Annotated in this window: 21 protein-coding genes and 1 riboswitch; of the genes, 9 read left to right on the top strand and 12 right to left on the bottom strand. The window is 63.4% G+C overall.

The window, feature by feature from the left end; translation table 11 throughout:
- Positions 1–14 precede the first annotated feature (14 nt).
- The 7 genes from BHD07_RS18305 (at position 15) to BHD07_RS18275 (ending at position 8357) form a co-directional block, all read left to right on the top strand.
- Positions 15–956, top strand: a complete 942-nt coding sequence (locus tag BHD07_RS18305) for an ABC transporter permease (RefSeq protein WP_026168699.1) — start codon at positions 15–17, stop codon at positions 954–956.
- Positions 953–1834 carry an ABC transporter permease gene (locus BHD07_RS18300; RefSeq protein WP_338282260.1) on the top strand — a complete coding sequence of 294 codons (882 nt, stop codon included), beginning with the start codon at positions 953–955 and terminating at the stop codon, positions 1832–1834. The genes BHD07_RS18305 and BHD07_RS18300 overlap by 4 nt, the downstream gene beginning before the upstream one ends.
- Positions 1834–3606, top strand: a complete 1773-nt coding sequence (locus BHD07_RS18295; RefSeq protein WP_338282258.1) for an ABC transporter ATP-binding protein — start codon at positions 1834–1836, stop codon at positions 3604–3606. The genes BHD07_RS18300 and BHD07_RS18295 overlap by 1 nt, the downstream gene beginning before the upstream one ends.
- A gap of 25 nt (positions 3607–3631) precedes the next feature.
- A complete protein-coding gene (locus BHD07_RS18290; RefSeq protein WP_338282256.1) occupies positions 3632–4999 on the top strand; it encodes an MmgE/PrpD family protein in 1368 nt (455 codons plus the stop codon).
- Positions 4996–6561 (top strand): ABC transporter substrate-binding protein, encoded by a 1566-nt coding sequence (locus BHD07_RS18285; protein ID WP_338282254.1) that lies wholly within the window; start codon positions 4996–4998, stop codon positions 6559–6561. Before BHD07_RS18290 ends, BHD07_RS18285 begins: the two co-directional genes overlap by 4 nt.
- A 105-nt stretch (positions 6562–6666) precedes the next feature.
- On the top strand, positions 6667–7911 hold the full coding sequence (locus BHD07_RS18280) for an NAD(P)/FAD-dependent oxidoreductase (RefSeq protein ID WP_338282252.1): 1245 nt from the start codon (positions 6667–6669) through the stop codon (positions 7909–7911).
- A 77-nt stretch (positions 7912–7988) separates the two neighbouring features.
- Positions 7989–8357, top strand: a complete 369-nt coding sequence (locus BHD07_RS18275) for a RidA family protein (protein WP_100670960.1) — start codon at positions 7989–7991, stop codon at positions 8355–8357.
- A gap of 80 nt (positions 8358–8437) precedes the next feature.
- Here the strand turns inward: BHD07_RS18275 and BHD07_RS18270 are convergent, their stop codons facing one another.
- Complete coding sequence (locus BHD07_RS18270; RefSeq protein WP_275600100.1) at positions 8438–9817, bottom strand: alanine/glycine:cation symporter family protein; 1380 nt, start codon at positions 9815–9817, stop codon at positions 8438–8440.
- Positions 9818–10341: 524 nt separating this feature from the next.
- Entirely contained in the window at positions 10342–10551 is a 210-nt protein-coding gene (locus BHD07_RS18265; RefSeq protein ID WP_003527838.1) for a dodecin, read from the bottom strand.
- A gap of 262 nt (positions 10552–10813) precedes the next feature.
- On the opposite strand from BHD07_RS18265, the gene BHD07_RS18260 reads away from it, so the two are divergent.
- Both BHD07_RS18260 and BHD07_RS18255 read left to right on the top strand, forming a co-directional pair.
- Positions 10814–11392, top strand: a complete 579-nt coding sequence (locus tag BHD07_RS18260) for a dioxygenase family protein (RefSeq protein ID WP_324764397.1) — start codon at positions 10814–10816, stop codon at positions 11390–11392.
- A gap of 103 nt (positions 11393–11495) precedes the next feature.
- Entirely contained in the window at positions 11496–11942 is a 447-nt protein-coding gene (locus BHD07_RS18255) for a PPC domain-containing DNA-binding protein (RefSeq protein WP_338282244.1), read from the top strand.
- A 186-nt stretch (positions 11943–12128) separates the two neighbouring features.
- Here BHD07_RS18255 and BHD07_RS18250 read toward each other — a convergent pair whose 3' ends face one another.
- The 10 genes from BHD07_RS18250 to BHD07_RS18205 all read right to left on the bottom strand — a co-directional run bounded on the left by BHD07_RS18250 (position 12129) and on the right by BHD07_RS18205 (position 22963).
- On the bottom strand, positions 12129–12527 hold the full coding sequence (locus tag BHD07_RS18250; protein WP_010974988.1) for a hypothetical protein: 399 nt from the start codon (positions 12525–12527) through the stop codon (positions 12129–12131).
- A gap of 424 nt (positions 12528–12951) precedes the next feature.
- Positions 12952–13740, bottom strand: coding sequence for a class I SAM-dependent methyltransferase (locus BHD07_RS18245; protein ID WP_338282235.1), 789 nt, complete (start codon positions 13738–13740; stop codon positions 12952–12954).
- Between the two features lie 3 nt (positions 13741–13743).
- Positions 13744–14544, bottom strand: a complete 801-nt coding sequence (locus tag BHD07_RS18240) for an ABC transporter ATP-binding protein (protein ID WP_324764401.1) — start codon at positions 14542–14544, stop codon at positions 13744–13746.
- A complete protein-coding gene (locus tag BHD07_RS18235) occupies positions 14541–15584 on the bottom strand; it encodes a FecCD family ABC transporter permease (RefSeq protein ID WP_324764402.1) in 1044 nt (347 codons plus the stop codon). Before BHD07_RS18235 ends, BHD07_RS18240 begins: the two co-directional genes overlap by 4 nt.
- Positions 15581–16648 carry an ABC transporter substrate-binding protein gene (locus tag BHD07_RS18230; protein WP_338282232.1) on the bottom strand — a complete coding sequence of 356 codons (1068 nt, stop codon included), beginning with the start codon at positions 16646–16648 and terminating at the stop codon, positions 15581–15583. Before BHD07_RS18230 ends, BHD07_RS18235 begins: the two co-directional genes overlap by 4 nt.
- A 169-nt stretch (positions 16649–16817) precedes the next feature.
- A riboswitch (cobalamin riboswitch) is annotated at positions 16818–17047 on the bottom strand.
- A gap of 162 nt (positions 17048–17209) precedes the next feature.
- Positions 17210–17584, bottom strand: coding sequence for a DUF1850 domain-containing protein (locus BHD07_RS18225; protein WP_102763796.1), 375 nt, complete (start codon positions 17582–17584; stop codon positions 17210–17212).
- Positions 17581–19695, bottom strand: coding sequence for a TRAP transporter permease (locus BHD07_RS18220; protein WP_338282230.1), 2115 nt, complete (start codon positions 19693–19695; stop codon positions 17581–17583). Before BHD07_RS18220 ends, BHD07_RS18225 begins: the two co-directional genes overlap by 4 nt.
- A gap of 111 nt (positions 19696–19806) precedes the next feature.
- On the bottom strand, positions 19807–20751 hold the full coding sequence (locus tag BHD07_RS18215; RefSeq protein ID WP_324764611.1) for a TAXI family TRAP transporter solute-binding subunit: 945 nt from the start codon (positions 20749–20751) through the stop codon (positions 19807–19809).
- 273 nt (positions 20752–21024) lie between these two features.
- A complete protein-coding gene (locus BHD07_RS18210) occupies positions 21025–21423 on the bottom strand; it encodes a hypothetical protein (RefSeq protein WP_324764405.1) in 399 nt (132 codons plus the stop codon).
- 550 nt (positions 21424–21973) lie between these two features.
- A complete protein-coding gene (locus BHD07_RS18205) occupies positions 21974–22963 on the bottom strand; it encodes a GlxA family transcriptional regulator (protein WP_324764406.1) in 990 nt (329 codons plus the stop codon).
- Positions 22964–23000 lie beyond the last annotated feature (37 nt).

Here is a 23000-nt window from a genome sequence, read left to right as displayed (position 1 = left end):
CAAAGGGCGAGTGTATGCTGCCATTTCTGATCAAGCGCCTGGGGTTCGCGATCCTGACCCTGTTCAGCGTGCTTACCCTGGTTTTTCTGATCGTCAGGGTTCTGCCGGGGGACCCGGCTCTCGTCATTCTCGGAGACCAGGCGAGTCCGGCCAGCATCGCTGCCCTGCATGCCCGGCTCGGCCTCGACCAGCCCGTCCTCGTGCAATACGGCCAGTTTCTCCTGCAAGCGGTGCAGGGCGACCTCGGCAAGTCGATGGTGACCGGCCGGCCGGTTTCGGAAGAAATCCTCGCAGTTCTGCCCTATACGATGGAGCTGACTATCGCGGCACTCGCCCTAGGCGTGGTGCTGGGCGTTCCCGCCGGCGTCTGGGCTGCCGTAAGGCGCAATCGCCTCCCGGACTACCTTCTGCGGTTCATTTCACTGCTCGGCCTTTCGCTTCCGGCCTTTGTCGCGGCAATCGTACTGCTGATGGTTTTTGCGATCCAGTTCCGCTGGTTTCCCGTCATCAGCGCAGGCAGCGGTGAAACGATAGCCGACCGGCTTCGGCAAATGGCGCTGCCTACACTGGCGCTTGCACTGATCATGATGGCCTACATCACCCGCGTGACCCGCTCGGCGATGCTGGAGGTGCTCAATCAGGATTTCGTGCGCACGGCACGCGCAAAGGGTGCCACCCCCGCCGCCGTGATCTGGAGGCATGCTCTCGGAAACTGCATGATCCCGATCACCACGGTCGTCGGGCTCTACCTTGGCATTCTGATCGGCAATTCGGTTCTGACTGAGATCGTGTTTTCGCGCCCCGGCCTGGGCAAGCTGATCCTCACGGCACTCACGCAGCGGGACTACACACTGCTTCAAGGCATGATCGTCATCTACACGCTGATGGTCGTCGTCGTGAACCTGCTGACCGACCTGACCTATGGCTTTCTCGATCCGAGGGTGCAGTACAAATGACCGACGCCAGCATCACACCCTCACGGCCGATCAGCCGCAGAAGCGCCTTTCGTGATTTTGCCGCACAATTGAACGCATCGACCTGGATCGGCATGCTCATCGTTCTGGCGCTGGTCCTGGCCGCGATCTTCGCGCCGCAGCTGGCGACGCACGATCCTGCAAGTCAGAACATCATGGACCAGCTGGCCGAGCCCGGCGCAAACTTCTGGCTGGGCGCTGACCAGTTCGGTCGAGACATCTGGTCGCGGATCCTCTACGGAGCACGATACTCGCTGACCATCGGGTTCTTCGCCATCCTGACGGCGCTGATCGTCGGCACGTTGATCGGCATGATCGCCGGCTATGTCGGCGGCCGCACAGACATCGTCTTCATGCAGATCATGGATGTGGTGCTGGCTTTTCCCTCGCTCATTCTCGGCCTCGCGCTCGTGGCGTTGATGGGCGCCACGCTGACCAACATCATCATCGCGATCGCATTCACGGCAACGCCCGCTTTCGCACGCATCGCCCGTGCCGGCGTCATCACACAGCGCGACCGCGAATATGTGCAGGCGTGCCAGGCAATGGGGTTCTCGGGCCCGAGAATTCTCTTCAGGCACATCATGCCGGCGATCCTTCCCGAGGTGATGGTCATGGCCTCGCTGTGGATGGCCACTGCCGTGCGCACCGAAGCGTCTTTGGCGTTCATCGGTCTGGGGCTGGCGCCGCCGACGCCGACCTGGGGCGGCATGGTGCGCGACGGGTTCGACAACATACTGAGCTCTTTCCATCTCGCACTCGTCCCCAGCTTGGCGATCCTGCTTCTGGTCCTTGCCTTCAACCTGATCGGCGATGGCCTGCGCGATGCCATCGACCCCCGCCTTAAGGATGCCTCGTGATGGAGAAGAAGCCTGTCATCTCGGTCCGCAATCTCAGCGTCTCCTTCGGTCGCACCACGGTTGTTCATGATCTCAGCTTCGACATCGCTGCGGGGAGCACTCTCGCGCTGGTCGGAGAATCCGGCTCCGGAAAATCGGTTACCTCGCTTGCCATCATGCGGCTCCTGCCCGAGCGCGTCGCACGAGCCGGAGGCTCGATCACGCTTGATGATCGTGACCTCCTGACACTGGCCGAACCGGAAATGCGGCAGGTGCGCGGCGGACGGATCAGCATGATCTTCCAGGAGCCGATGACGTCGCTGAACCCAGTCCAGCGCGTGGGCGACCAGCTCGCCGAGGTGATCCGCATCCATAGGGGGCTCAAAGGTGCGGCGCTGAGGGAAGCCGTACTGGAGATGCTGCGGAAGGTGCGTATCCCCGACCCGGAAGCGCGCATGCACCAGTACCCGCACACCTTCTCCGGCGGAATGCGGCAGCGCGTGATGATCGCCATGGCTCTCGCCTGCGATCCCGCGCTGATCATCGCCGACGAACCGACGACCGCACTCGACGTGACGGTTCAGGCTCAGACGCTGGCCCTGCTGAAAGACCTTCAGCATGAGACCGGCGCTGCGGTTCTGTTCATCACGCACGACATGGGCGTCGTCGCCGAGCTGGCCGACAATGTGCTGGTCATGCGCCGGGGACGCGAAATCGAGAGCGGCACCGTCCATGAGGTCTTCTCCAATCCGAAGGACGCCTATACCCGCAGCCTGATAGAAGCCGCTCCCAGCCTCGTGGGAAAACTCAGCGAGATCAGCGTTCCTGCTCAGCCGGTGCAAGGCGTGCCGGCCTCGATCACCGGCGAAACGCCTGTACTCGACGTTACCGACCTCACCGTGCGCTTTCCCGTACGCAGTGGATTCTTCGGTCGCCTGACGGGAATGGTTCACGCGGTCGAACGTGCATCGCTTGCCATAACGAAAGGCGAAACGCTCGGTCTGGTGGGGGAGTCCGGCTCCGGCAAGTCGACGATCGGCAAGGCCGTCATAAACCTCGCACCGATCGGTTCCGGCGATGTGCGGGTGTGCGGGCAGCGCGTGGACTATGACGACCCGCAGAGCCTCGCCCGTATGCGGCGCGACGTGCAGATGATATTCCAGGATCCCTACGGGTCGCTCGATGCCCGCCAGACGATCGGCTCTGCGATCATGGAGCCCATGCAGGTCCATGGGCTCGCCAGGGGCGCCGAAGCCTTCGAGAAGATGCAATGGCTGATGGAGCGGGTCGGCCTCGACCCTGCGCGCGCCTCGAGCCTGCCGCACGAATTCTCGGGCGGCCAACGGCAGCGCATCTGCATCGCGCGCGCACTGGCGATGTCGCCGAAGCTCATCATCGCCGACGAAGCGGTCTCCGCGCTCGATGTGGCGATCAAAGGCCAGATCATCGACCTGATGATCGATCTGCAGAAGGAATTCGGCGTCTCCTATCTGTTCATCAGCCACGATATGGCCGCGGTAGAACGGATCTGCGATCGCGTGGCGGTCATGTATTTCGGCGAGATCGTCGAGATCGGCAAGACCGAGGACGTTATCGGCCGGCCGGGCCACGAATATACCAGGCGCCTGCTTTCGGCCATCCCGATCACCCATCCCGACCAGCGCGGCCGGCGCCCGCCCCAGGGCGTGGCCGTCACCCAGCCGCGCAGTCCCATCAAGCCTCTCGCATACCAGGCCCCGGCCCCCCGCTGGTCCATGGCCTCCGAAGGGCACTTCATCCGCAGTGCGACCTGACCTCCAACGCAGAAGGACTACCGACTTGCACACGATCGAAGAGCTTGCAGCCTTTGTCGCCGGTTGCCCGGCGGCAGACATAGGCGGACAGGCGCGTGAAGCCGCGTCGCTTCTCTTGGCCGACCTGATGGCTGCGACGGCCGCCGGCCTGCACTCGCCTCTTGCGACGGCCGCCCGCGAAGCCGCCGTCGATCTGTACGGAGCCGGACCGGCGGCAGTCTGGCTGACCGACATCAACCTTTCGCCTGCCGGTGCGGCCATGACCAATGCCGCGGCCGCCAGCGCCCTCGACATCGACGACGGCCACCGCGGTGCCGCCGGTCACGCCGGAGCAGGCGTCATCCCCGCGGCCTTGGCCGTGGGGCAGGCGTCGGGCTCGAGCGACGAGCAGATCATGAGCGCGATCGTACTCGGTTACGACGTCGCGCTGCGCGTGGCGTCGTCTCGTCCCACCTCGACCATCGACACCTACAGCAGTGGCCGCTGGGTGGGCTACGGAGCTGCCGCTGCTGCCGGACGACTGCTCGGCTTGACCGCCGGACAGCTTGCAAATGCAATGGCCATTGCCGGCGCCGAGGGGCCCATAAGCTTTCCGACCGGCAGCTCGAAATATCAGGGAACCACCGTGAAGGAGGCGATCCCGCCGGCGGTGACGGCGGGGCTGACCGGCGCCTATCGCGCACGCGCCGGAGCGACCGGCCCCCTCGACCTTCTGGACAGGCCCTCGCATTTCAACCGCGAAATCCTGACCGGCGGCCTCGGGCAAAGCTGGTGGCTGCAGCAGTGTTATCTCAAACCCTATGCCTGCTGCCGGTACATGCACGCTGCAATCGACGCGGTTCTCCAATTGCGCCAGCCCGGCAAGGCGATCCGCAGCCTTCGGATCGAGACGTTCCCGCAGGGACTGAGGCTTTCGAACGCCCGCACGCCGAAATCGCTCGAAGCGGGGCAATACAGCTTCTACTTCAGCTGCGCTCTGGCTGCCTTGTACGGGCCATCGGCCCTGCAACCCGTCGATCCGGACCGGTTGCAGGATCCGGAAGTGCTCGATCTCGCCGGCCGCATCGAGCTGGTAGCGCATGAGGACTTTGCCGGCTCGTTCCCCGGGGGCACGCCCTGCCGCGTGATCATCGATCAAGGCGAAGGTCCGCAGACCGCCACCGTCCTCCACCCGCTCGGCGACGTCGCCAATCCGATGTCGCGCGAACAGGTGAAGGAGAAATTCCGCAGGATCGGCGCGGCAAGCGTCGAATCCGGCTGGCTGAACGACATTCTCCCGGCACTCGACGGGATTCTGGACCATGGCTTTGGGCCGCTTTTCTCCGTGCTGAACCCTCGCCAATACAATCTGAACAAACGCAACATCATGCTAATCAAGGAGGTAGCGCAATGATGCAATTCAAGTTCCCGAGGGCTCTGGTCCTGGCGGCGATTATGGCTGGCAGCGCGCTCGCTCCCTTGCCGGCAATGGCCGCAAAGACGGAGCTCACTCTCGGCGCGGCAGCAGCCGACATCGGCAATCTCGATCCTCATTATTCGGCGAGCACCACTGACCGCACCCTGGTCGCCTGGATATTCGGCGGCCTGGTCCGCTTCGCTCCCGGCACGACCGACCCCGCCTCGATCGAACCGGACCTTGCCGAAAGCTGGGAATCCAGCCCCGACAAGCTGGTCTGGACCTTCAAACTGCGCAAGGGTGTCCAGTTCCACCACAACTATGGTGAAGTGACCGCCGAGGACGTCGTCTTCAGCCTGCAGAAGGCAGCGGATCCCGAGCGTTCGGCCTTCGCCACCGACTACGCCTCCTTCGACAAGATCGAGGCAGTCGATCCCTATACCGTGCGCATCACCCTGAAGAACGCCATTCCGAGCGTGCTGGGTCCGTTGGCGAACTATGCCGGCGGCTTCATCGTCAGCAAGAAGGCCTACGAAGAACGGGCGGAGAGCTTCTCGCGCCGTCCGGTCGGTTTCGGTCCGTTCCAGCTCGACTCGATCGAGCCCGGCGTGGCCGTGCATTTCAGTGCCCACAAGGATTATTTCCGCGGCGCGCCGAAATTGACGAAGGTGACATATCGCTTCCTCAATGCTGCGGCTGCACGCGATCTGGCGTTCCTCGCCGGTGAGGTCGACGCGGCCACAGGGCTTGCCGACCCGAATTGGCTGAAACGCACCCTGGCGGTCGACGGCACCACCGTGGACATCTTCGATCCAGCCGAATTGACCGTGCTGCACATCAACACCAAGAAAGCGCCGTTCGACGACATCCGGGTCCGTCGTGCCTTGGCCTACGCCGTGGATCCGAGCCGTGTCGCCGCCTATCGCGGAACCGAATTCACCCGCGTGGGAAAGTCGGTCATTCCCTCGAACAATCTCGGCTACACCGAGGACAACGGCCTGGTAACCTTCGATGCGGAAAAAGCCAAGGCACTGCTTGCCGAGGCAGGCCATCCGGACGGCATCACGGTCAAGATGATCTCGAGCCAGCTGCCGAGCTATGAATCCTCGAACCAGATCCTTCAGGCTCAGCTTCGAGAGGCAGGCTTCAATCTCGAGCTGCAACCGGTCGAGCACGCCACCTGGCACCAGATGATCCGCCAGGACCTGAGCCCGCTCGTGACCTACGGTGCAGCCCGCTTCCCGGTAGCGGATGTCTATCTCAGCCAGTTCTTCCATTCGAACAGCGCCATCGGATCGCCCGCTGCGGTGACGAACTTCAGCCATTGCGACGTGGCCGACAAGCAGATCGAGGCAGCCCGTGTCGAAACCGATCCGGAAAAGCAGCTGGAGCTGTGGCACGAAGCACAGCGGCTGATCATCGAGGCGGTCTGCGGGGTTCCGATAACCGAGACAGCAGGTGTGTGGGCGCGGCGCAAGAACCTCGACTGGGGCTTCGATTTCAAGGGCTCGATGTCGCTCGGGCCGCTGGTGACCGAACTCACTCATTTCACGGAATAACAATCCACGGGCTGCGGGAAACCGCAGCCCAATTCATTGTGTGATGAACCCATTATGTCCAAAGAGATTTTTCCGATCTATTCCAGCCCATGCGGCTGGAATAGAATGCTCCCGAAGCGTACACCCCGCTCACCGTTGCAGAGCGACCTTACCGTCGATTATGCCATCGTGGGTGCCGGCTACACCGGCCTGGCGATCGCGCGCCGACTCCGTGAACTCGATCCGCAGGCAAGCATTGCCGTGTTCGAGGCATCATCCGTCGGAGAAGGATCTTCGGCCCGCAATTCCGGTTTCACCGGGTCCGAAGTGCTGCCTCGCACCGCCACCCTTGCCGGCGCCGAGAAAGCGCGGCGTCAAACGGCTCTGATGAGTGAATCCTTCGACTGGCTCAAAGGCATGATTGCAGATGCCGGTATCGAATGCGAGCTGCAGAAAGTCGGATCGATCCGTGCTGCGGCGACGGAAGCCGGGGAGGCCTCGCTGAGGCAGGTCGTCGAAGTCGCGAAGGCCAACGGAATAAGCCACACGGTGCTGGGGCGGAACGAAATAGCCGAGCGCATCGGATCGGATTATTACCGCTTCGGCATTTATCTGAACGACACCTATTTGCTGCAACCGGCAGCCCTCATTCGCGGCCTTGCCGACTCCCTGCCGGACGGCATCGATCTTTACGAAAATACGGCGGTCCAACGATTGAAGCGGAACGGTGGGGGCTGGGAGCTCCTGACCGATGGCGGCGTCGTGCGCGCGCGAAGCGTCGCTCTCGCAAACAACGGGTTCATCCGGCGTTTCGGCTATCTCAAGCTCCGCATGACCACGATCTTTACCTATGCCGCGGTGACGTGCCCGGTCCCCGAGGCAGACCTCGGCCATCTCGGCCAGTCGCCGGCATGGGGTCTCCTGCCCTCTCATCGGCTTGGGACGACTTTGCGGCGCATCGGGCGCGACCGTCTCATGGTGCGCTCCCTTTATGCCCACGAGCACGAAGTGCCCGTGGAGGAGGCGTCCGCGAAGTTGCGCGACCGCTTTGTCCGGCGGTGGCCGGGTTTGGGCCATGTGGACCTGGAATATGTCTGGGGCGGCGCGACGGCGTTCACCATGAATGGCGCGCCGTGGTGGGGCAAGCTCGACGACGGCCTTTTCGCCTCCGGCGGCTGTAATGGCAGCGGGATAGCAAAAGGCACGATGCTCGGCCGGCATCTCGCCGAACTGATGCTCGGCACCGGCGATCCGGCAAGGGTCAGCGGCGCGATGGGAACGGCCAGCCTGATCGCCCCCGAACCCTTCCGCAGCATCGGCTTCCAGATCGTCTCGGCGATCGAAAGCCGCAAAGCGGGCCTGGAAGCCTAGAGAGTTTGAACGACGCACTTCCGGACGGAAAGCCGATACGCACTTTTCCTGGAAGTCCTCTAAGGGAAGAACCGATCATGAAAGTGGAACGCTTTGACGTGAACGCACGCAGAAGCCGCCTCGTGAAATACAACGGCGTCTGTTACCTCTCCGGCCAGTTTTCCGACAATGCCGGTGACGTCGCCACACAGACGCGGGAAACGCTGGCGAAAATCGACGAGTTGCTTGCACGCGCAGGCACGGACAAGTCACGCCTGCTGACCGCCGAAGTCTGGATTACCAGCATGGCCGATTTTGCCGCGATGGATGCGGTCTGGAAGGAATGGGTGGCACCGCAGAACCCGCCAACCCGATGCTGCTGCGCCGTCGAGCTCGGCGACCCGGACATGCGGGTAGAAATCATGGTGACCGCGGCCTTCGGCGATGCGGAGGTGATGGAGCTTTAGAGCGATTCAGCGCCTAAGATCGCAAACCAGCGCGAGTGCGGGAACGCTCTGCGAACCTTCCCGCACGCACGCTTGGCCAGCTAGCTCCGGCTGCGCGACGGCACTCCGGTGACGGCGCGTTCTTCGGCAAAGTAGTCGCGCGTCAGTTGGGCGATGACCGGGGACAGGAGCAGCAACGAGATAAGGTTGGGGATAGCCATCAGTGCGTTCAGCGTGTCGGCCACCAGCCAGGCAAAGTCGAGGCTGAGGGTGGCGCCGAAGAACACCGCGACGGTCCACACGATGCGGAACGGTATCGCGCTCACGGTTCCGATCAGGTATTCCCAGCACTTCTCGGCATAATAGGCCCAGCCGAGGATCGTCGTGAAGGCGAACAATGCCAGCGAGATGGTCACGAGATAATTCCCATAGCCGGGCAGCGCCGCTTCGAAGGCCGCAGAACTCAGCACCGCTCCGGTTTCGCCCGAGGCCCAGACGCCCGACACCATGATCGCCAGACCGGTCAGGGTGCAGACGATGATCGTGTCGATGAACGTCCCCATCATGCCGATGACGCCGGAGAAAACGGGATTGGCGGTCGAGCCGGCAGCCTGTGCGATACCGGCGGTGCCGAGGCCCGCCTCGTTCGAGAAGATCCCGCGCGCCACACCCATGCGGATCGCCATCAGTACAGTGGAGCCGAGGAAGCCGCCGGTGGCTGCCGTCGGACTGAATGCCTGGGTGAAGATGGTGGCGATCGCCTCGGGGATGTTGCCGGCAAAGACGATCAGGACGACGACCACACAGGTGAGATAGAAGATCGCCATGAAGGGCACGACCTTCTCGGCCACGGCGCCGATTCGCTTGATGCCGCCGAGAATCACCGCACCCGTCAAGACGGTCATCACGATGCCGCTGATCCAGGTCTCGATGCCGAAGGCGTTCTCGACCGCACTGGCGATACCGTTGGCCTGAACCATGTTTCCGATACCGAAACCCGCCAGTCCCCCGAAGATGGCAAAGGCGGTGCCCAGCCACTGCCAGTGCTTCCCGAGCCCATTTTTGATGGCGAACATCGGTCCGCCGGCGTGTTCGCCTTTGTCGTCGACCTCGCGGTATTTCACCGCTACGACGACCTCGGCGTATTTCGTCGCCATTCCGACGAAGGCGGTAATCCACATCCAGAACAGCGCACCGGGTCCACCCACCGCGATAGCGGTAGCGACGCCGGCGATGTTGCCCGTGCCGATGGTGGCCGAGAGCGCCGTCATCAGCGCGGCGTACGGCGTAATCTCGCCTTCGGCGGCCCTCCCCGGCCTGCGGCTTTTCAAGATCATGCGGAAGCCGTAGCCCACTTTGCGGATCGGCATGAAGCCCAGGCGAAGCTGAAGATACAGACCGGTGCCAATGATCAGCACGATCATGGGCACGCCCCAAACGATGCCGTTGAGCCAGTTAAAGAATTGGTTGAGTGCTTCCACGAGACTGCTCTCCTCCCTGGTGCCTGTCTTTCCGCGAGCCTGCGCACGCCTGCGGCCTGACTAACTTCACCGGCGAATATTGCAAGCCCGTCTTGTTCATGGGCCACGGGCACCTTGATTCATTTCGATCGAGGACGCCTGGGTGTCCCCCGTCTGCGAACACGCAGGCGGTACCCCGTGGAGCCGATTCGTCAGGCGCGATAGGTACATGCGGGCCCCTCGGGAGCCGCGATCATACATAGAAGTCGAGGTTGGTGAATTTCATAGTTCGAATGCTTCTATTTATGAAATTGATGATGGCCGAGAGATCGGCATGGGAAAGCGGCGCGGCCGGCACGAGATTGTCAGTACTCGGCGCGCGAACATACATACCCATCCGGTTCATCCGGCCTTCGCAACGGGCCACCACCCGGCATCGCCGGCTTCCTCATCGGTGCCGGCGTCTCCTCTCCAATCGCAGGCGGTTGAAACCCGCAGAACAAGTCAGGGCGGAATGTCGAATCCCGCTCGGCGCCGCGCGCACTTCAATCGTCGATGCGGAAGCCCACCTTCATCACCACCTGGTAATGCGCGACCTTGCCATTCACGATCTGGCCGCGAATCTGGTCCACCTCGAACCAGTCGAGATTCCGGGTCGTTTTCGAAGCACGCGAAATCGCGCCTTCGATGGCCTCGTCTATCGAGTTTGGCGAACTGCCGATCAGCTCGATCTTCTTGTAGACGTGCTCGCTCACGGTTTCCTCCTGAAGCTTCTAGGTTGATTCCAGGCTCGCCGGGTCTCCTTGTGGGAGCGGCAAGGGACGGCAGCGCGATCGCCGCCAGGGACAATCATGCCCTCGTTCGGCGCGAACCGCCAGCGTTAGGGGAAAATCGGCCTGTGCCGCGCCAGGCGGCCGGCTGCCCTCGGGTTTAAAATGCTCTATGCTCGTATCACTGGCCATGTCCGAACGCGACGCCCCGCCAAGGACGCGCGAACGCTCCACGAAGGAGGCGACCATGCTGCCGACCCGACGTTCCCTGCTGAGGGCGTTTCTGGCCTTGCCCGCCCTGCCCGTCGCCGATCGCGCCGCGGCGCAGCGACCCGCATTGCCGCTCACGCCCGCCTGCGACGACGATGACGACCTGACGCCCGCGCTGACGGCGGGCCCTTTCTACAAGCCCGATGCGCCGCTCAGGCACGAACTTTCCGGCGACGCCCCGAACGGCGAACGCATCACCATTGCCGGCTACGTGCTCGACGGCAATTGCCGGCCGATCGCCGGCAGTCTCGTCGAAATCTGGCATGCGGACGAAACCGGCGCCTACGATACACGCGGCTACAGGCTGCGGGGGCACCACATGACCGACGAACGCGGGCGATGGTGGTTCAGCACCATCGTCCCGGCACTCTATCCCGGCCGCACCCGCCACTATCATTTTCGGGTGCGCCCTCCCGGCGCCGCGGTCCTGACAACGCAGCTCTTCTTCCCGAACGAACCTCAGAACAACCGTGATCACCTTTATACGCCGTCGCTGCAGCTTGACATTCGCGACACGGAGGACGGCAAGTTCGGGCGTTTCGATTTTGTAGCCTGACGCGCTCGCGGAGGTGACCGGCACGGGATGAACGATCCGGCGCTTCGCTGAATCCGGAACAGATCGCCGTCGTACAGGTTCGGGCTGAGACGAGGACGAATTGATGAAGCAGAAACTTTTGGCGCAAGACGCGAGCGAACGCACCTTCATTCTCGTACTCGAGGAGGGCGACGAAGCATTCTCGGCCATTTCGGCCTTCGCAGCGCAGGCGGGCATCGCCGGCGCATCGGTGACGGCGATCGGCGCCTTCAGCAGCGCGACGGTGGGCTTCTTCCGTGTCGAAAGCAGAAATTACAGGAAGATCCCCGTAGCCGAGCAATCGGAAGTTCTGAGCGCGATCGGCGACATTGCCCGCGACGAAGCCGGCCGCCCGAGCCTGCATTTGCATGCGGTTCTGGGGTTGGAAGACGGGTCGACCCGTGGCGGGCACCTTCTGGAGGGTCGCGTCCGTCCGACCCTGGAGGTCATCATTCGCGAAAGCCCGACTGGATTGCGCCGGCGCAAGCGACCGGAACTCGGGATAGCGCTCATCGACCTCGACGCCGAATGAGGTTCAGCTTTTCGCGCTCGAACTCGGGTTGCGCTTGTTTCTGGCCGGCACGCGCCGGCGACCTCACGGCGACCGAAGGAGCGAGAAACCGACCGGTTCCTCGCAAACCATGCCGCCGATCTCCCGATGGCGGCAGCGCGCCCTTCCATGGACCGCACATTGTCTCCGGCAGGACGGGTCCAATTTTCACCAGGGCCGCCAGCCGCTTGACCAATAACGGCCCTTCAGATCGCTCAGCCGATCCTCGATATCGGCGATCAGGTCCTCGATGCGCGAGGAGCTTCGCGAATGCCAATAGGGCCGGCTGGTTCCTGCAATGAGCAGCCCCAGAAGACCGACTACGGCGAGCGCCGTCCAGGCGGGATGTTCCCTTGCCATCTCGCCGGCCCTGCGGCCCGTATCCGCGATGGCCCTGCCGGAATAGATGCCGAGATCGGAGAGCTTTTCGGTCAGCGCATTGACCTGCTCGCGCAACGATCTGACTTCCTCTTCCATGCTTGCCTGGTCCGGAACGCCTACCGATCCGTTCTTCGTATCGACCACGCCGCGCGGTATGGTGGATCCGAGTCGCTTTTCCTGTGCCATATGCTCATCCTCCGTGTCTGGGTCCCAACTTGTCAGAGACAGCAACCCGGAAACGGCGGCCGGGGGCCGGGAGTTCCTTTCGAGGGTGAAATTGGCCGCACATCCCCGGCCCCCTCATTCCTGTGCATGTCACAGGAATCCAGCCAGACCAAGTCCTTGGGCTGAAAGAACGCTTCCCGCGCCGCGGACGCGGCGCTGCTCTCATCCCTGTGACGAGCACAGGCATGAGGAAAAAAGAGAGATTGCAGCCCTCCGATAGGCCTCCTACAGCGCCGCGCGTCATATGAGACGCGCAAATGTCGCTGTAGCACTTTGCAGCGGACGCACGGTCGGTACTCATGGAATTCAAGCGCATCACCATGCGTGCCGACAAACCGACCAGAGCTTCAACGCCATTGTCCATCCCGCGGCAGCCGTCATAAACTCAAAGTGAATCTCCCGAAGGCCGCGAGCAGACGAGGAAGAACCTGCGGTAGAAGAATGTCCTCAGCCTGTTTCTGAGATCGGCATTCCTGCGCTGGGCCGCCGCGATCGGGCGGCGGGACGGCAACTCTATGTTCTGGAATCCCGCCTCTTCGATCAAGGGAAGAAGTCTTTCGACGGTGAGGCCATCGCCAAAGGGCAGACGCTCCATGATCTTTGCGTGGCGTTCGCTCATGGCGCCGTCGTAATGCGGGTCATGGCCGATGATCCGCTCGAGGGCAGCCACCGCGAAAGACGCCAGACGGCCGAGCGGCGTCGGCTTCGACCAGTCCCCGTCGAAGACGAGCAGCCTTCCGCCCGGTTTCAGCAGGCGGAACCATTCGGCGAAAGCCTGCTCCGGCTCCGTCAGCGTCCAGACGAGATGCCGGCAGACCACGGCATCATAGGTCTCGTCCGGCTCCATCGTGTGCTCGGCATCGGCCAGAATGAAACGAACCCTGTCGTTCCCTGCGTGCTTGCGCCGCGCCACCGCGAGCATGGCCTCGGAGAAATCCAGCGCCGTCACTTCGTGGCCGAGCGAAAGGAGCACGTTGGTCACCTCCCCCGTCCCGCAGGCGAGTTCGAGAACCTTCAGCGGCCTCGCCCCGAGTGCGCTGCGCATCGCTGCCGCCCAGGCGTCGAGCTCCGGTCCCGGCGGGATGCGGTGGCCGAAGGCGAGGTCGAACGTTTCCGACCGCTTCGACCAGTATTCGCGGATATCTTCCTTCAGGTGGTGGTTGCGCATGTCCATGGGTCAGGTTCCGACGGCGGAGATTGCGGCAAGCGGACGCGGGCGTCTGGCGCGATAGCGGATGGAGCAGCTTCCGTCGAAGTCGTGCTCGACCTCGACCTCGATCCCGAACACCGCGCGGATGCGCTCGACCGTCAGTACCTCCCGCGGGGGCCCGAGCGCCACCAGCCGGCCGGCCTGCATCACCGCAATCCGATCGCAGAACATAGCGGCGTGGTTGAGGTCGTGGAGCGCTGCGACCACCGTCAGGTCCTGGCGGCGAACGAGGTCGAGCAGGCTGATCTGATGGCCGATGTCGAGATGGTTGGTCGGCTCGTCGAGAAGCAGGATCTTCGATTGCTGCGCCAGCGCCCGAGCAATGTGCAGCCTTTGCCGCTCGCCGCCGGAGAGCGTGTGCCACAGGCGATCGGCAAGATGCGCCATATCCACGTTTTCGAGCGCCGCCTCGACGATCGCATCGTCCTCCGGCGACCAGGGCGAAAGCGGCCCGAGATAGGGTGTGCGGCCGAGCTCTACCGCCTGGCGCGCGGTGATCCTCTCGCCGGTCTCGGCCTGCTGCTCGACCAGAGCGAGCCTTTGCGCGACCGTGCGGCGGCCGAGCGTCCCGATCGGAGAACCGTCCAGAAGCACCTCCCCCTTCTTCGGCTTGCGGATGCCCGATATGAGCGACATCAGGCTCGTCTTGCCGGAACCGTTCGGGCCGATGATGCCGAGGAACTCTCCCGTCTCGACCGTGAGGGAGACCTCCTTCAGGATGTCCACCCCGCCGGCCGACCATGAAACCCCGCGCGCCGAAAGCGTCATGCGCGGTCCCTCCTTTGTCCGAGTATCAACGCGAAGGCCGGAGCGCCGACGAGCGCCGTGATCACGCCGATCGGCAGGACCTGGCCGGGAATGAGAACGCGCGACAGTATGTCCGCGAGGATCATGAACACGGCGCCGATGAGCGCCGCTGCCGGCAGCAGGACACCGTGGCGGACGCCGACGAGCATGCGGGCCGCATGGGGGATGACGAGGCCGACGAAACCGATCGACCCGACGATGGATACCATCACCGCAGTCATCATCGCCGAGACGCCGACAAGCGCGAAATAGGTTCGCCTGACCGAGATGCCGAGCGAGGCAGCCGATTCCGACCCGAAGGTAAACGCGTCGAGGGGACGGGCATGCCAGAGACAGACGACGAGACCGAGAAGCGTCGCCGGCACGGCGAGCCAGGCATCCGGCCAGCGCACGCCCGAAAGATTGCCGAGCAGCCAGAACATGATGCCACGCGCCTGCTCGGCCGTGGCCGCCTTGGTGACGATGAAGGAGGTCAGTGCGTTGAAGAGCTGTGACCCCGCCACACCCGCCAGGATGATCGCCGCGGTGCCGCGGCCGGCCTTCACCGCCAGCAGGCTCACCAGGACGAAAGCGACCAGCGCGCCGATGAAGGCGCCGAGCGGCAGCGTCAGCATCCCGGCACCCACACCGAGGATGGCGACGCTGACCGCCCCCGTCGAGGCTCCGGCGGAGATGCCGAGAATATAGGGATCGGCGAGCGGATTGCGCAGCAGCGATTGCAGCACGGCGCCGGAGAGCGCAAGCGCCGCCCCGCAGGAAGCGGCCACGACCGCCCGGCTCAGTCGGTAGCTCCAGATGATGCCCTCGTCGATCGGGGCCAGCGGATAGCCGGCGTTCCACAGCCGATTCGCGACTGTCTGCGCAACCGTCCTGAACGGGATCGCCGTTTCGCCGATCGCAGCGCCCATCCAGAGTGCCGCGAACAGGATCACGAGCGCGGCGATGGCCGCGCCGACGCGTCCCGTCCCCGTTCGCCCGGCCAGGGTCAGCACGCGGCTCACTTGCCGAACCCACCCTTGGAAGCCGGCCCAGCCTTGGGCGCAAGTCCGGCCTCGGCGATGGCATCCGCCAGCGCTTCGATTCCTTCGATCGTGCGGATCGTCGGGTTCATCGCCTGCGCATCCATGTCGAACACATAGCCTTTGGCGACTGCCGGCATGAGGCTCGCCACGGGATCGGTCTTCAGGAATTCGAGTTTGGCGTCGAGGCTGTCGAGCGGGTAGCGTCGACGCTCCATGGAACCGGCAACGATCATGGTCGGCTCGGCCTTGGCGATGGTTTCCCAGCCGACCGTCGGCCATTCGTCTTCTGTGTCGATGATGTTTTCGATGCCGAGCGCCGCCATGATGTAGCCGGGTGCGCCGTTCCTGCCGGCGACATAGGGGTCGGCATCGGCAGCGCTGGAGAACCAGAAGACCGCCGAGAGTTTGCCCCCGGCCGAGGCGACCTTGGCGCGCGCCGCCTCTTCTCGGCTTTTCAGCTCGGCCACGACCTTCTCGCCCTTGTCCTGAACATCGTAAATCTGCGCCAGCTCGCGAATTTCCCGATAGACGAGATCCATGGTGAAGACCTGCCGGCGCACGCCGTCGCTCGCCGCCGAATTCTCCTTGCCGGTGCAATCCGAAGGCGATGTGTAGACCGGAATGCCGAGCTCCTCGAACTGCTCCGGCCGCGCAACCACGCCTTCCGGGCCGACCTGCCACTGAAATTGCACCGCCACCATGTCCGGTTTCTTGGCAAGCACGCTTTCGAAGCTCGGATCGTTGTCTGCCAGGCGCTCGACCTTGGCGTTGACCTCCTCGTAACCTTCAAGGACGGGGCCGACCCAGAGGGCGGTGCCGGCGACCTTGTCCGCAAGGCCGAGCAGATAGAGGATCTCGGTGCTGCTCTGGCCGATCGAGACGGTGCGCGTCGGCGTCTTGTCGAAGGTGATCTGCCGTCCGCAGTTCTCGAGTGTCAACGGATAGATCGTCTCGGCAGCGAAGGCGGGACGTTCAAGAGCCGCTGCGCCTGCGGAAAAGGTGATGAGACCCGCAATGAGCGGTCGTTTCCAAAAGCTGTTCATGAATAGTCCCCGAATGTGAGGCCGCTATACGGCCGTGATCGTCAGTCTGCCGATCGGGTTCGATCGGACGTGTGACGGCTGGATCTCGGGGAAACTGACGAAAGCGTGCGCCGCAAGGCGCGAAAGATGGTCATGGCTTGCTCCTGTTCCGGGCATCCCCGCCCGTGACGTTGGATCTGATTTGACGGCAGGTCTCCTGGCTCGCGGACAGAAATCGCTCATCTGCCTTCCCGCGCAACGCGCAGTGGCTGGCGCCTGGGCGCCACGAGGATGAACGACGATCCGCTTACAGTTGCGGGGGCAGCCACGGTTTTGGTCCCTTTTGGGTCGTCCGCACCGTGTTCCCTATTAATCCCCTCCACCTCACGGGTAGGGGAACCGTCAGGCTCAGTTAATTTAGAATGCAGCCTCCGGTCAAGGTGAAACGCGACGCCGCTGCATAGGGGTTCAATATGTTATGTTATTACGCTCGTCAACAAAAAGTTATGTAATAACATTTCATAAGCGCGCCGGACTTTTCCGATGAGCCTTCAACCGGTGCCGCCAGATCGGCATCGGCCATTATGGCTTTGGGCCATCGCATGGCCGCAGGACGATTGGTTCCCGGCTTTGCGCCGCGAGTTCGCGGCAGCCGCCGGCGTCGCAAAGCGTCCAGCCGGAGACGGTCGCTCCGGAGGCGGCCAGGACCAGCTCGGGAAGCGGCGGCAGGTCGGGCGTCCAGACCCACCAGCGGCCCTGGCGACGGGCATTGTCTCCCGGCTCCATTCCCGCACCCGAACCCTGCACGCGCGCCTCCTCGAGAACGAGACCCTCGGCCGTGACGGCCCAACGCTCCTGCCATTCGGTCTTCTCGACCGAATGGGTCCAGCCGAGGGTGAAGACACCCGCAGCAACGGCGACAGCCTTGCCGCCGATGATGCAGGCAAGCGCGCTCATGCCGGTTTCGCCGTCTGCCGGCCAGCCTGGCGGGCGCGCCGCCAGATCACGAAGGCGAAGAGCGCGGAGAGTGCAAAGCCGAGTTCATCGGTGATCGGCAGCGCCGCCAGCAACGTGAAGGCGGCCGCGGCCGCGAGCACCCGCTCGAAAACCCCGAGCCGGACTGCGGCGAAGCCCACCACGGCGGCACCCCAGAGCGCGATCGCCAGACCGGTCTTGACGACGATATAGGCGACGGCAGCCGGATAGCCCACCGATGCGGCCATCGCGCCGCCATCCTGCAGCATCAGCGCCGGCGAATAAACGGCCATGAACGGGATGACGAAACCGGCCGCCGCCACCTTGATCGCCTGGATCGAGATCTTCAGCCCGCTTTCCCGCGCGATCGGTGCTGCCGCGAAGCAGGCAAGCGCCACCGGTGGCGTCAGATCGGCAAGAATCCCGAAATAGAAGACGAACATGTGGCTGACGATAAGCGGTACCCCGAGTTCCAGAAGCGCGGGCCCGGCGATCGACGAGGTGATGATGTAGTTCGGGATCGTCGGTATGCCCATGCCGAGCACGAGGCAGGTGACCATGGTCAGAAGCAGCGACAGAAACAGGCTTTTGCCTCCGACTGAGACGATGAACTGGCCGAAGGTATTGGCCGCTCCGGTCAGCGTCATCGTACCGATGATCACGCCGACGAGCGCGCAGGCGATCGCCACCGGAAGGGCCGTCTTGGCCCCTTCGGCAAGGGCGTCGCGACATATCACCAGGGTCTCCCGGCCGCCTTTCAGCAAGGCGTTGGCGGCAATCAGCAGCGCCAGCGCTGCGACGATCACGCCGATGCCGAACTGGAAGAAGGCGGCCGCCACGAGGCCGAGGCCGACCCAGAAGATGATGCGTATGACACCGGCGGGAAGGCCGAGCGCGAGCGAACTGCCCAGGATCAGAAGGCCGGTGAAGGCCAGGCCGACCGTACCGGCAAAAAGCGGCGTATAGCCGGAGAACAGCAGCCAGACGAGCGCGGCGAGCGGCAGGATCAGATGCCATTGTTCGAGGATTGCCGCCTTGGCCGAAGGCAGCTGGTCCTTGGGCAGGCCGAGCAGCCCGTACTTGCCGGCTTCGAGATGGACCATCCAGAAGGCGGAAGCGAAATAGAGGATCGCCGGTATGACCGCCGCCTTGACGATCTCGTAATATTCGACGCCGAGCGTCTCGGCCATGATGAAGGCGACCGCGCCCATGACAGGCGGCATGATCTGCCCGCCCATCGAGGCCGTTGCCTCGACGCCGCCTGCAAAGGCCGCTCGATAGCCGAACTTTTTCATCAGCGGGATGGTGAACTGCCCGGTCGTGACCACATTCGCGACGCCGGAACCCGAAATGGTGCCCATCAGGCCCGAAGAAATGATCGCGACCTTCGCGGGTCCGCCGCGCCTGTCGCCGACGAAACTCAACGAGACATCGTTGAAGAGCCGGATCATGCCGGCTTTTTCGAGGAAGGCGCCAAACAGGATGAAAAGGAAAATATAGGTCGAGGAGACGAAGGTCGGGATGCCGTAGATGCCTTCCGTGCCATAGGCCATATGGTCGATCACCTGCGAAAAGTCGTAGCCGCGGTGATCGAACGGCGGCGGCAGATACTCACCCAAAAGGCAATAGGCCAGGAACACGCCGGAAATGATCGGCAGAGCCGGCCCCATCAGCGCCCAGGCTGCGGCAAAGACGACGGCGAGCGCGACGACCCCGAAGACGATGTCGCGCGGCAGTGGATCGCCGGCACGCACCAAGAGTTCCGCATATTCGTAACACTGGTAAAAGGCGACCGCCGCGCCAAGGAAAGCAAGACTCCAGGCGATGATTTTTGCAACCGTGCCGTGGCCTGCGAGCGTCGCCAACAGGGGAAAGACGAGAACCGTGACAAAGCCGACATGCACCACGCGCACGATCTGGCTCGCGAAATCGACGAGATGCGCCGCGGTGGCGATCTGGAACACTGAAAAGGCAAGCGCGATGGCAAACAGGATCCGTCCGTCCCATGTCGCCGGAAACGCCCGGGTCAACGCGTCGTGCCGGTGCAGTTCGGCCGACGCAGTTGCGCTTTGTTCATTGGTATTGTGGATCATGATTCCTCCCCTGAATTCCTGAAGCCCGTCGCATTCAACCGAATTCCGCGACGCGCTTCAGGGTGTCTGCCTGTCGCTTTGAAACCGCTTTACGGTTTCGGGCGACATGGGTCAGAGCAGACCCTTTTCCTTGTAGTAACGCTCCGCCCCCGGATGCAGAGGAATAGGCATTCCCTTGAGCGCATCCTCGATGCGGATATTCTCCGCCGCCTTGTGAGCCGCCGTCAGGGCGGGGATGTTCTCGAAGAGCTGCTTCGTCATCTGATAGGCGGTTTCGTCGGAAACCTCCGAATGGGTGACGAGAAAGTTGACGACGGCGACCGTCTGCACATCGCTGTCCTGCCCCTGGTAGGTGCCGGCGGGGACGGTCGCGGCGATGTAGGGCGCGCCGAGCTTGGTGGCGATCTCTTCGGGGACTGCGACCATCTGCACGTCGAGCGACGTCGCCAGATCCTTGAACGAAGAGACGCCGAGGCCGGCCGACTGCAGCGTCGCATCGAGCTGCCGGTTCTTCATCAGCTCCACCGATTCGGCGAAGGGCAGGTATTCGGTCTTGCCGAGGTCGTCATAACTCATGCCTGCGGCGCCGAGGATCGCCCTGGCATTCAATTCCGTGCCCGACTTCGGTGCGCCGACGGAAAGGCTCTTGCCCTTGAGATCGGCGACGGTCTTGATGCCCGACTCCTTCGACGCCATGATCTGGATATAGTTCGGATAGATGGCGGCGATACCGCGCAGCTTGTCGAGCGGTGCCTTGAAACCGGCATCCGTATTGCCTTCCCAGGCAAGCTTGACCGAATCGCCGAGCGAAAAGGCGATCTCGCCGCGCCCCTGCTGCAAGAGGTTGAGGTTCTCGACCGAAGCCTTGGTCGCCTGCACCTGCGTGCGTACGCCCTCGATCTCATCGCCATATATCTTCGAAAGCGCGACGCCGAGCGGGTAGTACACCCCGGAAGTGCCGCCAGTCAGGACGTTGATGAACTCGGCTGCGCCTGTCGAAGCCGCGGAAAGGGCGAGGGACGCACTTGCGATCGCCGCGATGGCGGCGCGTTTCAATGTTCGATTCACAGAGATTCCTCCCAATCATTCAAATCTGGCGCGGAAGACCGTTCCTCCGGAAAGGGGCCGCGGCGTTACACTAGCAAGAGATCGGCTAACTCTAAATGATTGATTTTGTGGAAGCGCAATCGACAACTTCGCCGATGCAGGCGGATCTTGCCGGTGCCCCGCAGCAATCGGCGACAATCCGCCTTCCGCTGGCTTCGGACAAATTCCTGCGCAAGCGCCGCGCGTCCGGCGACGCGCGGCGCTTGGCGTTTAGGTAGGATTTCAGCGGCGGCAGCTATCGGCCGCGCGTCCCCTTGCAGCGGCGGCGATATTCGACCGAGCCGCTCCTCTCGTCAGGCCGTGTTTGCGTTGGAATGTCAGGCTCCAACCGTCTCCCCTGGCCTGCCAGCCTCCGGCGGCCGATTCCGAGCGGCCAACCGTGGCGTCCCGTCTTGCGGAGCGCGCCTTCAATCTAGATGCAATTTCTGCAGGGTCGATCAGGATCACCAGCATGAAGCCGATCGGCGCGAGCACGTATGGGGGAATGCCTGTCGGTACGCTCGCGAAAACGGCGATCGACACGGCCACGATAATGCAGATCAGGTTCGTCAACGGGTGGGTGAGCGTCCTGAAACAGGTTTCAGAGACAGTGTTGTTCCGTCCGTAGTTCGACAATGCCATGGGAGAGATCCATCGTTGAGTTGTTCCCCTGCCGAGATCACGATGACTTTAGGCCCCGTCGACCCAAAATCATGGAACGTGATCGTGCAAGGAGCCAGAGCAGACATGGCGGCGGCAGACCGCACACTGTTCCGCTCCGGGCTCCCGCGGCGCGAATGCTGCAATATGTACCCTGAGACTCAGCTGGCAACGGGCCTAGGACCTTTGCCCTTAGGGGGTCGGACCAAGGTCCTATAGATGGGCGCGGATGGCACTCTAGCTTCCTGGCTTCCCACCTATACAAGGACCTAGATCTTTTCAGCGACACTTCAGGCGGGGCCTCGCCGCTTTGCGGGGTCCCGCTTGCGTCGTCAACCGAGGGCGGGCGGGGAATAGTTTCGCAGACATGCGAGTGCCCGCGCAGGGGATGACGCGGGCACTGCAACAGGTTGGGGTCCTGAATGTCGCTGGGGGACAGAAGCGACACCTGTTAATTCTTCAGACGAAAATTTGTTCCGCAGCCGCGGGCGCGAAAGAAGCGACGCCGGCACGCCGCCGTCCTGCGCGCAGACTATCCGGCAGCCGCTACGGCGAAACGGTGCCGGTAGTCGCCCGGCGACAGCCCGACGATGCGATGGAACAGCTTGCGGAAAGCCGCAGCATCCTCATAGCCGACGGTCCAGGCAATCTGTTCGACCGAGCGTTTGGTGAACTCCAGGAGCTCACGCGCCTTGCCGACGCGCAGATGCTGCGCATATTCGATCGGCTTCATACCGGTCGCCGCCTTGAAACGGCGCAGGAACGTGCGCTCCTCCATCGCCACCACTTTGGCCATCTCCGCGACGCTGACGGCGCGGGCCTCGCGCGCCTGCAGCCAATGCTGCACCTTGAGGATCGCCTCGTCACCGTGATTGAGACGCGGCGAAAAGCTGGAATAGTGCCGCTGCTCGCGTCCGGCCGGATCGATGAGCAGGAAGCGCCCGGTCTCGACCGTCACCGTCGGACCGAACAGGCGGTCCACGAGGCGCATGCCGAGGTCCGTCCACGCCATGAGGCCGCCGGCTGTGATGAGGTCCCCGTCCTCGATGACGATCTTGTCCGGATCGAGCCGGACGTCGGGGAAACGATCGCGGAAGGCATTGGCGAACAGCCAGTGCGTCGTCGCCGGGCGACCCTTGAGCAGGCCCGTCGCCGCAAGCACGAAAGTCCCGCCGCAAGTCGATGCCAGCGTCGCCCCCTGGGCATGCCGGTCGAGCAGCCAGCGCGCATAGGGCGCTGCCTCCTCTGCTTCCATCGGTCCCGTCAGCCGGCCTGGGACAAGCAGGATCTCCGGCGCCTGCCGGGACCCGAGTTCGGGATGGGTGTCGAAACATCGTGCAAGACAGTCGTCGTCCTGAAGCCGCCAATGACTGACTCGCGCCACCGGTCCGCCGCGCTCGGCGGAGAATTGACCGGCTATGCCGATGAGATCCGTCATGCCGTGGACCATCGCCATCTGGCAACCCGGATAAAGCATGAGGCCGATCTCGGCTCTCGCTGGCAGTGCTCGTCCATTCGCCATGTCGCCCCTCTTTGTCGGTTTCGGCCCGCCTAATGTC

It is taken from the genome of Sinorhizobium sp. KGO-5, from assembly GCF_036245905.1.
Classification (GTDB): domain Bacteria; phylum Pseudomonadota; class Alphaproteobacteria; order Rhizobiales; family Rhizobiaceae; genus Sinorhizobium; species Sinorhizobium meliloti_A.
This window is presented reverse-complemented; position numbering and strand designations above follow the sequence as displayed.

What these genes read in the sequence shown, in the direction of transcription:
- BHD07_RS18255 (WP_338282244.1), top strand. Translation starts at nt 11,496, where the DNA reads ATGAAGCAGAAACTTTTGGCGCAAGACGCGAGCGAACGCACCTTCATT.
- BHD07_RS18260 (WP_324764397.1), top strand. Translation starts at nt 10,814, where the DNA reads ATGCTGCCGACCCGACGTTCCCTGCTGAGGGCGTTTCTGGCCTTGCCC.
- BHD07_RS18295 (WP_338282258.1), top strand. Translation starts at nt 1,834, where the DNA reads ATGGAGAAGAAGCCTGTCATCTCGGTCCGCAATCTCAGCGTCTCCTTC.
- BHD07_RS18220 (WP_338282230.1), bottom strand. Translation starts at nt 19,695, where the DNA reads ATGATCCACAATACCAATGAACAAAGCGCAACTGCGTCGGCCGAACTG.
- BHD07_RS18250 (WP_010974988.1), bottom strand. Translation starts at nt 12,527, where the DNA reads ATGGCACAGGAAAAGCGACTCGGATCCACCATACCGCGCGGCGTGGTC.
- BHD07_RS18225 (WP_102763796.1), bottom strand. Translation starts at nt 17,584, where the DNA reads ATGAGCGCGCTTGCCTGCATCATCGGCGGCAAGGCTGTCGCCGTTGCT.
- BHD07_RS18240 (WP_324764401.1), bottom strand. Translation starts at nt 14,544, where the DNA reads ATGACGCTTTCGGCGCGCGGGGTTTCATGGTCGGCCGGCGGGGTGGAC.
- BHD07_RS18305 (WP_026168699.1), top strand. Translation starts at nt 15, where the DNA reads ATGCTGCCATTTCTGATCAAGCGCCTGGGGTTCGCGATCCTGACCCTG.
- BHD07_RS18210 (WP_324764405.1), bottom strand. Translation starts at nt 21,423, where the DNA reads ATGGCATTGTCGAACTACGGACGGAACAACACTGTCTCTGAAACCTGT.
- BHD07_RS18275 (WP_100670960.1), top strand. Translation starts at nt 7,989, where the DNA reads ATGAAAGTGGAACGCTTTGACGTGAACGCACGCAGAAGCCGCCTCGTG.
- BHD07_RS18205 (WP_324764406.1), bottom strand. Translation starts at nt 22,963, where the DNA reads ATGGCGAATGGACGAGCACTGCCAGCGAGAGCCGAGATCGGCCTCATG.
- BHD07_RS18280 (WP_338282252.1), top strand. Translation starts at nt 6,667, where the DNA reads ATGCTCCCGAAGCGTACACCCCGCTCACCGTTGCAGAGCGACCTTACC.
- BHD07_RS18300 (WP_338282260.1), top strand. Translation starts at nt 953, where the DNA reads ATGACCGACGCCAGCATCACACCCTCACGGCCGATCAGCCGCAGAAGC.
- BHD07_RS18245 (WP_338282235.1), bottom strand. Translation starts at nt 13,740, where the DNA reads ATGGACATGCGCAACCACCACCTGAAGGAAGATATCCGCGAATACTGG.
- BHD07_RS18285 (WP_338282254.1), top strand. Translation starts at nt 4,996, where the DNA reads ATGATGCAATTCAAGTTCCCGAGGGCTCTGGTCCTGGCGGCGATTATG.
- BHD07_RS18230 (WP_338282232.1), bottom strand. Translation starts at nt 16,648, where the DNA reads ATGAACAGCTTTTGGAAACGACCGCTCATTGCGGGTCTCATCACCTTT.